This is a genomic window from Pedobacter insulae (genome assembly GCF_900113525.1).
Lineage (GTDB): Bacteria > Bacteroidota > Bacteroidia > Sphingobacteriales > Sphingobacteriaceae > Pedobacter > Pedobacter insulae.
This window is the reverse complement of record NZ_FOPP01000003.1, coordinates 15062-28880: the sequence shown is the minus strand read 5'-3', so window position 1 is coordinate 28880 and position 13819 is coordinate 15062. Positions and strand designations below refer to the sequence as shown.

Here is a 13819-nt window from a genome sequence, read left to right as displayed (position 1 = left end):
ATTTTTTGTTGAAAAAAGTATAAGTTTTTGGTTTTTTGTGGAAAAAATTACGTATTTTAAGTTAAATCTTTACTTTTTTTTATAAAAACCTTAAAAATTGCCAATTTGCTTCTTCCTTGAAATTAGCTTCATGTATTTTATCTCAAAAAATAAAATCCAATTAATTTATGGAATTTAATAAAACTAACATCATAGTTGTAAATTAAAACCTATAGATATGCTAAACAACTCAAATTTATACGGCAACGGGTGGCTCGATGTTGTATTTAGTAACAGAAACAAAAATTATGGCGCTTACGCGTTAAGAACTCAGTCTGCAGGTATTTTGTTGAAATCCTTGTTTATAGCAGCACCTGTGTTTATTTTCCTTTTTGTTGGGCCAACGATTTACAACAAGATTTTTCCAGCTCCTGTTCAGGAAATGGAAACCCAGGTAGTAATAGCTGTTGTGGAACCTATTCATGAATTGAAAAAGGAAGAGCCAAAAAAGGAAGAGCAAAAAAAGGAACTACCCAAAGCGGAGCCGGTAAAGAAAAAATTGAAAACCGTAAACTTTAGCGAGCATGTAGTGGTAGTAAATAAAGAGGTGGAAGATCCGCCAACAAGCGCAGAACTTAGCAATGCCATAATTTCGAATATTACACAAGAGGGCGTTAGTGAAAAGGGAAATGCCCAATCACCTATAGGCAATGGGGAAGGGAATGTAGCTGGTAATGCTCCAACGGGAAACGGCAATGAAATATATAGTGTTGCAGGTGTCGAGGCTTATCCGGAGTTTCCTGGCGGAATGGCCGCTTGGTCTAAATTTATTCAACGAAACTTAAAGTATCCTTATGCTGCGCAAGAAAATGGCATTCAGGGTAAAGTTTTTTTAAGTTTTGTGATAGAGAAGGATGGCTCCATTAGCGATGTTAATGTGATAAGAGGTATTGGTTCTGGTTGTGATGAAGAGGCTGTCCGTGTTATCAAGAAATCTCCGAAATGGAAAGCTGGCCAACAAAACAATCAGCCTGTGAGAGTACGCTATACTATGCCGATAGGGTATGTATTGAGCAATTAACCCCATTGCTCGTACCACAATTGAAATTGCAGCAACAGCCAGATCTTTTTGGCATTGTTGATATTACTGTTAGCGTAAAACCTGGCTTTAATCCTTAAAACTTCATCAATATTCAATAGTTGATGCTTGTTTAATTGTTCGACACTTAAGTAAGTTTCAACATAAGGTTTAAAGCAGGTTTTTAACCATAATGGGAGGGGTATGGTGAAATCTCGTTTCGCATCATCCATTAAAGCGGCTGGTACATACTTGTGGGTGATTTTTCGAAGTAAGTACTTATACTCTTTTTTCTTTATGAACCAATTGGCATCAAGCTGTGCTAAATAGTTTATCAGGTCGGCTTTTAAAAAGGCATCTCTATGATCTATTCCAAAATATCTTAAGGATTTATATCCTTTGTACAATAAGTTGTTTGGTAAATAATTCTCAAAATCATAATCCATTAGATCCTTTAATGTTTTTTCCCCTTTTTTTACCCTAACCTTATAATAATTTGAATGATTAAGAAGCCTTTCTATTTCCTGATCAGTAAAACAAGTATTTATACTCTGATATTTGCCCAGTAAATTATCTGCATTTATGGCTTCTTTGGTTTTTGATGGTGCATAGTTAAGTAAAAAGTTGAAAGTGGGTCTTAAATAGTAAGGGACGCTATGCCTAAGTGCCTCTAGCTTTAGCGCTTTGGTATAAGCCTTATAACCCCCAAATAATACATCTCCACCTTCGGTACCTAATAAAATTTTCACTTCTTGTTGTAGATTTTCAGCAATAAACAAAGATGGTAGCACACTATTGTCTCCAATGGGTTCATCGAAAATTTTGGGTAAACTTTCTAAAATCGTAGTGGCGTGCTTTTCGTTGAAATAGAATTCTGTATGGTTTGTCCTTAAATGTTCAGCAATTTTTTTTGCCTTTGGCGCTTCATCAAAATTCTTATTTTCAAATCCAATGGTAAATGTTTTAATGCGTTTACTTTGATTTTTTTGTAAAATGGAAGCTAAAGTTGCGCTATCGTATCCGCTACTTAACAAAACCCCTGAAGAAATATTTTCCGTGTTTCGGTTTAAGATAGATTCTGTTAATAATTCTTCCACCCGATCAATGATCTGTTCTTCATTTGCCGGAACTGGCTCAGAATTTTTACCATGCATGAATAAAATTGGCGCATCGTAGTTATTCCCGCTGTGAAGGTCTATTACAGTGATTGTTCCTTTCTTAAATTGATAAATTTCTTGATAAATTGTGTCGTTTCCGGCAAAATAGCCATATTTAAAATAAGTGGAAATTGCTTGTCTATTTATCTTCTTTACAATGTTCGGATAGGCCCATAGCGCTTTAATTTCGGAGGCAAAGGCATAAAATTTTCTTGTTTTGTAGTAAAATAATGGCTTTGTACCAATTGTATCACGCGCAATGAGCAATTGGTTAAGCTTTCTATCATGTAATACAAAAGAATAAGAGCCGTCTATCTTTTCGAAAATACTTTGCCCCCATTTTTTATAACATTCTATCAATACTTCAGCGCCCGTTAAGGTTTTAAAGGTAACTCCATATTTAATGAGTGTTTCACGAAGTGCTGCATCATTATATATGCTACCATTTAAAGTAACGGTGTACAATTTACAGGCAGAGGTAACTGGAAGGGTATGTTGTTGGTAAGAAAAGCCTATGGTGTAGGATTCATTTTGTTCAAAAATGGTTCCATTTAGCAGATTTGTTTCATTTACGGTATGGGTATTGTCTACAAAGCCTGTCATCATATAATGGCTTCCTTCGAATAAAAAATTCCCATGTCAGTTTATATTTGGTTTTCTAGGTAGCCAAACATACAAATAATTAGGTGAGTATAGTAAAAGTTTTATGGATTTATAGCATAACCTGATATTAATGATTTTACTGATCCTGGTGAATACAGTTTTATTGGCTAAAGAAGGAGACTCGACACAGTGTGAGCAAAGCAGGGACCGGAATATAATGTTAGGCCTGATCTTCAATCCATTTTCTAGCATTTACAAATGCCTCCATCCAAGGCGATACTTCATCTTTACGCCCTTTAACGTAATTTGCCCAATGCCATTGAAATAGGGAACGCTCAATATGCGGCATCATCACCAAATGCCGACCCGTTACATCACACATCATTGCAGTATTATAAGCTGAGCCATTCGGACTGGCCGGATAGCTTTCGTAAGCATATTTAGCAACGATATTATATTTTTCTTCAGCATATGGTAAACTGAATTTACCTTCCCCATGTGATACCCAAACACCTAGCGTGCTCCCTGCTAAGGTAGAAAGCATTACCGAGTGGTTTTTTTGGATTGTTAGTGAAGTAAAAATACTCTCGTGTTTCTGACTTTCGTTATGGAGCATTTTAGGTTTTTCTTCATGGTCTTTGTTGATTAAACCAAGCTCTACAAAAAGCTGGCAACCATTACAAACGCCAACAGAAAGGGTGTCGGGACGATTAAAGAAATTTTCGAGTGCTACTCTTGCTTTTTCGTTGTACATAAATGCACCCGCCCAGCCTTTTGCAGACCCTAAAACATCAGAGTTTGAAAAGCCCCCAACAGCACCAATAAATTGGATGTCTTCCAATGTTTCTCTGCCCGAAATTAAATCAGTCATGTGCACATCTTTCACGTCGAAACCTGCTAAATACATCGCATTTGCTAGCTCGCGCTCAGAGTTACTTCCTTTTTCACGGATTATAGCCGCTTTCGGGCGAGGTTTGCTCAGATCGATAACAGGTCTTTTTCCGTCGAAGTTTGCTGGGAAAGAATATTTTAATACTTGATTTTTATAATTGTCAAAACGCTCTTTTGCTTTAACTGCACCGCTTTGTTTTTGATCTAATAAGTAAGAAGTTTTAAACCAGACATCACGTAAATGATCGATATCAAAACTAAAATTAGCTGTTCCATTTTTTATTTCCAGCGTAGCCGTGGAAGTAACTTCCCCGATTTTGTGACAGGTAATGCCATTTTTTTCGAACACAGGTTCTACATCAGCCGACGCTTGGAAAACAACTCCAATATTTTCTGAGAATAATAATTTGATGCTATCTTCTTCACCTAAAGCAGATAAATCAAGTTTAGCACCTAAATCACGGTCAGCAAAGCATAGTTCTAAAAGGGTGGTAATTAATCCGCCACTACCAATATCGTGACCAGCTTGTATTTGCTCTTCTTTAATTAACTTTTGTAAAGTATTGAATGTATCTTTAAACTGAGCAGCATCTTTAATATCAGGAGTTTCTGTTCCGATTTTATTTAAAATCTGCGCAAACGAAGATCCACCCAATTTATAACTGTCGTTAGAAAGGTTGATGTAATAAATAGCACCCCCATCTTTTTGCAAGACTGGCTCTACTACTTTTGTAATATCGTTACAGTTAGCACCTGCTGATATAATGACTGTTCCTGGAGCAATTACGTCGCCCTCTGCATATTTTTGCTTCATTGACAATGAATCCTTCCCAGTTGGGATATTGATTCCAAGCGCTATAGCAAAATCTGAACAAGCTTTAACCGCTTCATATAATCTTGCATCTTCCCCTTCATTCTTGCAAGCCCACATCCAGTTAGCAGAAAGAGATACACTTTTTAGTTCCTCTTTTAAAGGGGCCCAAACAATGTTCGATAGTGATTCGGCGATAGCCACCCTGCTACCTGCAGCGGCATCAATTAAAGCAGCAACTGGTGCGTGACCAACTGAGGTTGCGATTCCCTCTTTTCCGTTAAAATCTAAAGCCATTACCCCACAGTTATTTAATGGTAGTTGTAATGGTCCGGCACATTGTTGTTTAGCTACACGGCCGCCCACACAACGGTCTACCTTATTGGTAAGCCAATCTTTACAGGCAACGGCTTCTAATTGTAGTACCTGGGTTAAATAATCCGTTAATTTTGAGACTTCATAGCTAACTGCTTCATATTTTCTTTCAATGATGCGGTCTTCCATTACAACTTTTGGCGAGCTGCCAAACATGTCGGCCAGTGCAAGATCCATTGGTTTAACACCAGTGCTTGCAGATTCGAAAGTGAAACGATGATTGCCCGTTACTTTACCTACTGTGTACATGGGTGAACGTTCTCGGTCTGCAATTTTTTGTAATGTTTCAATATGTTCATTGCCAATAACCAATCCCATTCGTTCTTGAGATTCGTTACCAATAATTTCCTTTGCCGAAAGTGTGGGATCACCCACAGGCAATTTATCAAGGTTTATTAATCCACCAGTCTCTTCTACAAGTTCAGACAGGCAATTTAAGTGGCCGCCTGCACCATGATCATGAATTGAGATAATGCTGTTGTGATCACTTTCAACCATTCCGCGCACGGCATTGGCTGCTCTTTTTTGCATTTCGGGGTTTGAACGCTGGATAGCATTAAGTTCAATTCCAGTGCCATGTGCTCCAGTATCTGCTGAAGAAACAGCTGCGCCACCCATTCCAATTCGGTAGTTTTCCCCTCCTAAAATAACGATGTTGTCGCCCTCAGTTGGCTTTTGTTTTTGGGCTTGACTAGCTTTACCATAGCCTACACCTCCCGCAAGCATAATCACTTTGTCGAAACCAAGTTTGCGGTTCTGCTCCTCGTGTTCGAAGGTTAAAACAGATCCTGTAATCAAAGGCTGTCCAAATTTATTGCCAAAATCTGTCGCACCATTAGATGCTTTGATCAAGATATCCATTGGCGTTTGATAAAGCCATTGTCTTTCCTCAACCCCATTTTCCCATGGCCTGTTTTCTTCCAGGCGTGATAAAGCCGTCATGTAAACTGCTGTACCAGCTAATGGTAAAGAGCCTTGTCCGCCTGCCAAACGATCTCTGATTTCTCCTCCAGAACCGGTTGCCGCTCCATTAAATGGTTCAACAGTGGTAGGGAAGTTGTGGGTTTCGGCTTTTAAAGAAATTACCGATTCAAAATCACTCGTAGTGTAATAAGCCGGCTCATCTGCACGTGTAGGTGCAAACTGCTGCACTTTTGGTCCTTTGATAAATGCTACATTATCTTTATAAGCTGAAACAATATCATTCGGGTTTTCTTCCGAGGTTTTACGGATCAGTTTGAATAAAGATGTTGGTTGCTCAACCCCATCAATTACAAATTTTCCATTAAATATTTTATGCCTACAGTGTTCAGAATTAACCTGAGAGAAACCAAATACTTCTGAATCTGTTAATGGTCGTGCTAACTTTGCTGCAAGCGAGTTCAAGTAAGTCACTTCTTCATCACTTAATGAAAGTCCTTCTTGTTTATTATAAGCTGCAATATCAGTTATTTGGAGGATAGGTTCTGGTTTAATGTTGATGGTGTAGACCTCCTGATCCAAGTTGTCGTATTTTTGGGAAAGCATTGGGTCATAGTCTGAAAAATCTTCAGCTACTTTTTCAAATTCTTCGATTCTGATGATGCCAGAAATTGCCATATTCTGGGTGATTTCAACTGCATTGGTACTCCAAGGAGTGATCATAGCTGCGCGTGGACCAACAAAAAAACCGTTTAGCAGGTTTTCGCTTTGTAGTTTCGCACCACCGAATAACCATTCTAATTTTGTAATATCGGTTGAAGAAAGGGCTTGTTCTGTTTGTAAAACAAAAACCGCATTGGATTGACCTATGAAGAAATGAATCATGCTTTTATTTTGAAGCTGCAAATTTAGGGTTAAAATTTTAAAACTGCCATGTTTAGCCATTAATAATTACATTTGAAATAGATATATCTAATAATGAGCAGTCATTTTAAATTTAAACAATTCGAAGTAGATCAATCGGGTTGCGCCATGAAAATTAATACCGATGGAGTGTTATTGGCGGCATTGGCCGAAAATGAAAACTGTTTAAACATCCTCGATATTGGTACTGGAACCGGAGTAATTGCCTTGATGTTGGCTCAGCGTTTCCCAAAAGCTAACATCCACGCCGTAGAAATTGATGGAGATGCTGCGGCAACTGCGGACAGGAATTTTAAGCGATCAGTTTTTAGAGATCGATTGGCGCTTAGCCATGCCGCAATTGAAAAATTTGACCATCCCCGGCCTTTTAATCTTATCGTTTGCAATCCGCCTTATTTTGTAAATGATTTAAAAAACGCAGAATTGAAAAAGGGGATAGCTCGCCATGCCGATGATCAGTTTTTTAAAGATCTTATCAGAAAGGTTTCAGAGCTGCTTAAACCCGATGGTAGTTTTTGGTTTATCTTGCCAGTTAAGCAAGCTGGCTTGCTAATTGCTGAAGCAGCGGGATTTGGACTTACCGTAGAAAGAAAAATCTTATTGCACTCTGATGAACGTAAGCCAGCTTTTAGATGGATTGTATGTTTAAGCCTTTTTGGGAATGAAAGGGAGGATGAGCATTTCTATATTTACGAATCGGAGAGGATATATACGAAAGCGTATAGAGCGTTATTAATGGATTTCTTTTTGGGATATTAGGGGATGAATGGCTGGTTGTTGCAATGACGTTTCGTAAAATATTTTGTAGTTTAGGGATTTTAAACCCGACCTTATAATCCTATGAAATTTATCGCTTTCTTCTGGCTGTGTGTGCTAACTTCTGTTTCGACTATTGCCCAAGACCCAAAAAATGAAACAAAAATAGACGAACTGGCAGGAATTGATTCGCTACTTAATAAAGTTTTAAAAGACCAGCATGCTGCTGGTTTTGCTGTTGCAATTGTAAAAGGTAGCAATATTATATATAGTAAAGGTTTTGGCTACCGCGATATTGCTAATAAAAAACTCGTAACGCCAAATACGCTGTTTGCGATAGGTTCTAGTACAAAGGCTTTTACTGCTTCTTTACTTGGTTTACTTGAAAAAGAAGGTAAATTGAAATTAGATGATAAAGCCACAAGCCATCTTCCTTCGTTGCGCTTTTATAACGACGATATGAACAATCAAATAACTATCCGAGATTTAATGGCACATAGAACCGGACTTACGAGATACGATTATTCTTGGCTTTTGTTTAATACTGCCAATAGAGATAGTATTATCGCCCGGGTTAAGTACATGACACCAAATGCGCCTGTGCGCCAAAAGTGGTTTTACAACAACTTTATGTTTTTGGCACAGGGAATGATTGTAGAAAAGATAAGTGGTAAAACCTGGGAGCAGAATATCAAAGAAAAGTTTTTCGATCCCTTGGGTATGACACGTTCAAATACCGATATCAATATTTTTCAAAACGACAGCGATGCTGCATTACCTTACGTAACTATACAGGATAGTGTTATTAAAAAGATAGATTATTATAATATCAATGGAATGGGGCCGGCTGGAAGTATCAATAGTAGTGTAAATGATATGGCCAACTGGTTAAAAGTTTGGATTAGTGGAGGGTATTACCAGAAGAAGGAAATTTTACCGAACAGTTATATCGGGGAGGCTGCAAGTTCTCAAATGGTAATGGCTGGCGGACTTCCTGGGCAGCATAGCGATGTTTATATGTCCAATTATGGTTTGGGATGGATGTTAAGTTCTTACCGGGGTCACTATCAGGTAGAACATGGTGGCAATATCAATGGTTTTACCGCAAGCGTTGCGTTTTACCCGACAGATCAACTTGGTATAGTTGTTTTAGCCAATCAGAATGGTTCTGAAGTACCAAGTATTGTGAGAAACGCTATTGCTGATCGGATGTTTAAATTAAAGGCTATCGATTGGAATGGGGAAGCTAAAATCCGGGCGAAAAAGGTAAGCATTAATGCGAAACAGGAAGCAAAGAATAAAAAGACCGAACTGATTTTAAATACAAATCCCTCGCATGCTCTTAAAAGCTATGTAGGATCATTTGAAAACCCAGCATATGGTTTAATTAAAATAACTGAGGAGAAAAATGCGCTTTATGCCGTTGCCGGCGATAATAAATTACAGCTTAAACATATGCATTATGATGTTTTCGAGCCTCATGATGTAGATAAAATGGGCAATGTAGATACTACTTCAAGTAAAATGTTGTTTAATTTTTCAAGTAACAATGAGGGAAAAATAAGTGGTTTAAGTGTGCAGCTTGATGCGGATAGAGAGCCTGTAATGTTTAGTTTTAAGAAGGAATTGAAAAAACTCAGTATGAATGAATTGGAGAACCTTGCGGGCGACTATACCTTAGGGGCGCTTGTAGTCAAGGTTACCATCAAGGGAAATACTTTATATGTGTTCGTTCCCGGGCAACCAGAATATGAAACTAAACATGTTGATACAGATACTTTTGAATTAATAAATCTAAAGGGTTATAGCGTTAAATTCGAAGCTGTACCTAATGGAAAGGCAACTTCGATGTTGTTTATTCAGCCTAATGGAACATTTAAAGCCTTAAGAAAAAATTAGTAAGCGTGAAAACAATTGGCCTCCTTTCTGATACACATGGTTATTTAGATGAAGCGGTATTTAAGCATTTTGAGCAATGTGATGAGATTTGGCATGCTGGCGACTTTGGAGCAGATGTAGCAGAACCTTTGGCAGCGTTTAAGCCCTTGCGAGGAGTTTACGGAAATATTGATGGGCGCACTATTCGATCTGAGTATCCCGAGCACTTAAGGTTCAATTGTGAAGAGGTTGATGTTTGGATGACTCATATAGGCGGCTACCCAAATCATTATGCCCCGAACGTAAAGAAAGAAATTTACACTAAGCCGCCCATGCTGTTTATTAGTGGTCATTCTCATATTTTAAAAGTTATTTACGACGAGAAGATTAAATGTCTGCATATAAACCCCGGTGCGGCGGGAAAAAGTGGATGGCATAAAGTAAGAACTTTAATTCGTTTTTGTATTTCAGAAGAAAAAATCCATACCTTAGCGGTCATAGAATTAGGAAATAGATAACGTATAAAATACACTAAGTACTTATGAGTGGCATCAAGACTTTAGGTCAATTCATTATTGAGAAACAGGCTGATTTCTCTTACGCAAAAGGGGAACTTTCGAGATTGTTGAGAGATATTGGTATTGCCTCAAAAATTGTAAACCGCGAGGTGAACAAGGCAGGTTTAGTCGATATTCTGGGTGATGCCGGGACTACCAATATCCAAGGTGAAGGTCAGAAAAAATTAGATGTCTATGCGAATGAGCAGTTTATCTCTGCTTTAACAAGTGGTGGTGAATGTTGTATAGTGGCAACGGAAGAGGAGGATGATTTTGTAAGAATTGATTCTCCGGTTTCTCAGAACGCTAAATATATTGTATGTATTGATCCTTTGGATGGTTCGTCTAATATTGATGTGAATGTTGCTGTGGGAACAATTTTCTCCATTTACAGAAGAAAATCTATTGAGGGTAAAGCTACTTTGGCAGATGTTTTACAAAAAGGGACTGAGCAAGTTGCTGCGGGATATGTAATTTATGGTTCATCAACGATGTTGGTTTATACCACTGGTAAAGGAGTTAATGGCTTTACTTTAGATCCTTCCATTGGTGAGTTTTGTTTATCCCATCCTGACATGAAAGTTCCTGAAGATGGAACTATTTATTCTATTAATGAAGGAAATTATGTGCATTTCCCAGAAGGCGTAAAGAAATATTTGAAATATGCACAGGTAGAAGATTTGGCGACAAAAAGACCATATACCTCTCGTTATATAGGTTCAATGGTAGCTGATATTCATCGTAATTTGATAAAAGGGGGGATTTATATGTATCCAACCACCTCAGCTTCGCCGAATGGAAAATTAAGGCTATTATATGAGTGCAATCCAATGGCTTTTATTATAGAGCAAGCAGGTGGTACGGCCTCAGACGGTTTAAACAGGATTTTAGACATAGTTCCTACCGAACTTCATCAACGTACTTCGATTTTTATCGGATCGCCTAAAATGGTAAAGATGGCTGAGATTTTAATGGAAGAATATTCTCCGGTTAAGCCCTTAGGTGATATTGATACCGTTCAGGTGGTGTAACTGTTTTATCATTAAAAATTTGTAAATTCGGGAATAAAAAAAATAAATCCATTATGAAAGCAATTCTTAAATCAATCGCTGTGCTTTTTGTAGCATGCGTTTCAATTACTGCACAAGCACAGGAAGCCAAGCCAAAACCTAGTCCGGCAGCAACTGCAACTGGTAAAATAAAAGATGCGACTATTACCATTAATTACAGTAGTCCTTCGGTAAAAGATCGTAAAATTTGGGGAGGTTTAGAACCTTTCGATAAAGTTTGGAGAGCTGGTGCTAACGATGCTACTACTTTCGAGACAGATAAAGATATTAAAATAGGAGGTAAAACTTTGCCAGCAGGTAAATATAGTTTCTTTTTAATCCCGAGAGAGTCAGGTACTTGGACAGCGATATTTAATAGCGAAGCTAAACAATGGGGCGCTTTTAAATATAATCAAGAAAAAGATGTGTTAAGAACTGATGTTAAAGTTAAAGCGCTTGCAGATAAACAAGAGAAATTAGTATATAAAATTTCTAAAAGCGGTTTCGTTTTAGAGTGGGACAAAGTATCAGTTCCTGTAGCGGTAAAATAAGTAATTAAAGATAATGAATTAGCCATGCAGATTGCGTGGCTTTTTTTATGCGTTGTTTCTGCGTTCTGCTTCGAAGAATTCGTCAATACCTAATTCTGCTCTGTTTTGTGAGGCTGCTACCGCCAGGCGATCACAGCGTTCATTTTCTGGGTGATCGTTGTGTCCTTTGATCCATATGAATTTAATTTGATGGAGTTTATGTTGATCGAGGTACTGTAACCACAGGTCTTTATTTTTCTTGTCTTTAAACGCTTTTTTAACCCATCCAAACACCCACCCTTTTTCTATTGAATCAACAACATATTTAGAATCGGAGTAGATTGTAACCTGTGCGCCAGGCTTTTTAATGGCTTTTAGACCTTCAATCACTGCTAAAAGTTCCATACGATTGTTGGTAGTTAACCTAAAGCCACCACTTAATTCTTTGTAGTGGTTACCTGAGCGTAAAATTACCCCATATCCCCCAGGGCCCGGATTGCCACTTGCGGCACCATCTGTATAAATTTGAATCATAAAGTAATGCAAAGCTAGCTTTTTAAAGCAAATACTCACAAATTGAAAATTCAAATCATTTTATAAATTTAAACGCCTTGTATTTTAATTATTTACAAGTGAAATGATATACTATTTTCAAAAATATTTGAATTGAATATTTTAAATCGTACTTTTGTAGCACTAAAAAACACGGTGGTTGTAGCTCAGTTGGTTAGAGTATTGGTTTGTGGTGCCGAGGGTCGTGGGTTCGAGCCCCATCAGCCACCCTGTATGGGGCAAAGACTTTTTAAGAGGTTTTTGCCCCATTTTTTTTGCCCGTAAAGCCTTGTTTTCCAGGTATATTAACTCCGCTGCTCTGTTGAGTAACAGAGTTCGACAGGCACCCTCCGCATACGTAATTTTGTCTGGGAACAAAGTACCTACTAGGTATCTTTTGGCCTCTGTAGTGGCAATCTCGTATAAGACATCTACCTCACAAAGTGCCATAATGGCCATTTCAGCCAGCTTTTTGATGTTTACTTGCGTCGACTTCTGCACGTTTACTTCGTTTAGCCGCATCTCCAAACGTGCAGTTATCGAACTATTCTCTTCTTTGATCTTGCGGTATTCATTAGGTTCCAGTTCATTTAAAAGCATTAGTTCCCTTGCCGCGTCAATTTTTCGGTTAGCACTAGTGATTTGGGTGATTAGCTCATCCCGTTCCTCTTTGATTGCCCGATACTGATTGTTATGCGCTTCGGCAATGCTTGCTATAAATAATTCAGGATAACCTGGACGAGGGATGAATGTAGTCAGTTCATCCGTAAAGGCATTGTTTACATCCTCTGCCCTATAACGAACGCCGCAGGATGATCGGCAATGATAATATACCCGATAGGTTGTTTTGCCTTTCGACGCGCTTCCGGTCAGCATCCTTGGGCAGCGATTGCACCTTATAAAATTGCGCAATGGCAAATCTTTAGGCGTCGCGATCGCCATTCCTTTAAGAATTTTTGACCTGCTGTCCATGATGTCCTGTACCTTACAGAACAGTGATTCTGAAATGAGTGGTTCATGCAAACCCTGAACCAGATGGGCAGGCTCGTCATTGTGCGCCGCAACTTTGATCTTGCCACAGTAGACCGGATTACGCAGATTTAGTAAAAAGGTATTTTTATCAATCTTAAACCCTTTTTTGTTGATCTGCCGCCAAATGGATTCTGCGGAATAGAGGCCTTCTCCCATTTCATTGAATACCCAGCGCATGGTGGATGCATCAGGCTCATGTATGGTGATGTAACGCCTGCCATCTTCATAGGCTTTGTTAATGTAACCCCTTGGCGCTTTTCCCATGTACCGGCCTTCTTTTTTAGCCTGACGGATGCCCGCTTTTGTGTTTAATCCACGCCTGTCATTTTCAATTTCTGGCGCGGTCAGATAGATGGCCAGCATCATCTTGTTTTCTGGAACAGTAAGATCCAAGGGCTGCTCAACCGCCTGTGGCTCAACACCCAGTCTTTTCAATGCGTCGATCATCTGATAGGCATCCGAGGTGTTCCTGCTGAACCTGTCCCATTTGGTGAATAATAACAGATCGGTCTTGTTTCGCTGTTTTCGCAAAATGATCATGATCTTTCGCCACTCCGGCCGGTTGAAATGTTTTGCGGTATAATCCTCCACAAAAACCTGTCGTACCTGAATGTTTCTTAACTGGCAGTATTGTCGTAATACTGCCTCCTGACTTCGGGGCGAATAGCCCTTGGTCTGCTCGTCCGTACTCACACGGACATACAAATCTGCTACCTGCATAGGCAA

The 13819-nt window shown here is 38.7% G+C and carries 9 protein-coding genes, 1 tRNA gene and 1 pseudogene; 7 read left to right on the top strand and 4 right to left on the bottom strand.

The genetic code is table 11. The annotated features are described in order from the left end of the window. Positions 1-217 precede the first annotated feature (217 nt). Positions 218-1060 (top strand): energy transducer TonB, encoded by an 843-nt coding sequence (locus BM207_RS05365; protein ID WP_090992555.1) that lies wholly within the window; start codon positions 218-220, stop codon positions 1058-1060. On the opposite strand, the gene asnB is transcribed toward BM207_RS05365, so the two are convergent. Both asnB and purL read right to left on the bottom strand, forming a co-directional pair. Next, the gene (gene asnB / locus BM207_RS05360; protein ID WP_090992554.1) at positions 1057-2820 is read right to left on the bottom strand and encodes an asparagine synthase (glutamine-hydrolyzing); all 1764 of its coding nucleotides are present in this window, start codon (positions 2818-2820) and stop codon (positions 1057-1059) included. The two genes, BM207_RS05365 and asnB, sit on opposite strands and share 4 nt — an antisense overlap. A gap of 217 nt (positions 2821-3037) precedes the next feature. Continuing rightward, complete coding sequence (gene purL / locus BM207_RS05355; RefSeq protein ID WP_090992553.1) at positions 3038-6760, bottom strand: phosphoribosylformylglycinamidine synthase; 3723 nt, start codon at positions 6758-6760, stop codon at positions 3038-3040. Between the two features lie 33 nt (positions 6761-6793). Between purL and BM207_RS05350 the strand changes: the two genes are divergently transcribed. The 5 genes from BM207_RS05350 to BM207_RS05330 all read left to right on the top strand — a co-directional run bounded on the left by BM207_RS05350 (position 6794) and on the right by BM207_RS05330 (position 11530). Beyond that, positions 6794-7498 carry a tRNA1(Val) (adenine(37)-N6)-methyltransferase gene (locus tag BM207_RS05350; protein ID WP_090992552.1) on the top strand — a complete coding sequence of 235 codons (705 nt, stop codon included), beginning with the start codon at positions 6794-6796 and terminating at the stop codon, positions 7496-7498. A gap of 81 nt (positions 7499-7579) precedes the next feature. Beyond that, positions 7580-9394, top strand: coding sequence for a serine hydrolase (locus tag BM207_RS05345; RefSeq protein WP_090992551.1), 1815 nt, complete (start codon positions 7580-7582; stop codon positions 9392-9394). A 5-nt stretch (positions 9395-9399) separates the two neighbouring features. Next, positions 9400-9891: a metallophosphoesterase family protein gene (locus BM207_RS05340; RefSeq protein WP_090992550.1), complete on the top strand. Its 492-nt coding sequence runs from the start codon at positions 9400-9402 to the stop codon at positions 9889-9891. Positions 9892-9914: 23 nt separating this feature from the next. Further along, a complete protein-coding gene (fbp, locus tag BM207_RS05335) occupies positions 9915-10961 on the top strand; it encodes a class 1 fructose-bisphosphatase (RefSeq protein WP_090992549.1) in 1047 nt (348 codons plus the stop codon). Between the two features lie 53 nt (positions 10962-11014). Next, positions 11015-11530: a DUF2911 domain-containing protein gene (locus BM207_RS05330; protein WP_090992548.1), complete on the top strand. Its 516-nt coding sequence runs from the start codon at positions 11015-11017 to the stop codon at positions 11528-11530. Positions 11531-11575: 45 nt separating this feature from the next. Here the strand turns inward: BM207_RS05330 and rnhA are convergent, their stop codons facing one another. After that, positions 11576-12043: a ribonuclease HI gene (gene rnhA / locus BM207_RS05325; protein WP_090992547.1), complete on the bottom strand. Its 468-nt coding sequence runs from the start codon at positions 12041-12043 to the stop codon at positions 11576-11578. Between the two features lie 174 nt (positions 12044-12217). Between rnhA and BM207_RS05320 the strand changes: the two genes are divergently transcribed. Next, positions 12218-12291 (top strand) — tRNA-His (locus BM207_RS05320). Positions 12292-13033: 742 nt separating this feature from the next. Here BM207_RS05320 and BM207_RS19430 read toward each other — a convergent pair. Further along, positions 13034-13813: pseudogene (locus tag BM207_RS19430) on the bottom strand (recombinase family protein); the annotation flags it as partial. Positions 13814-13819 lie beyond the last annotated feature (6 nt).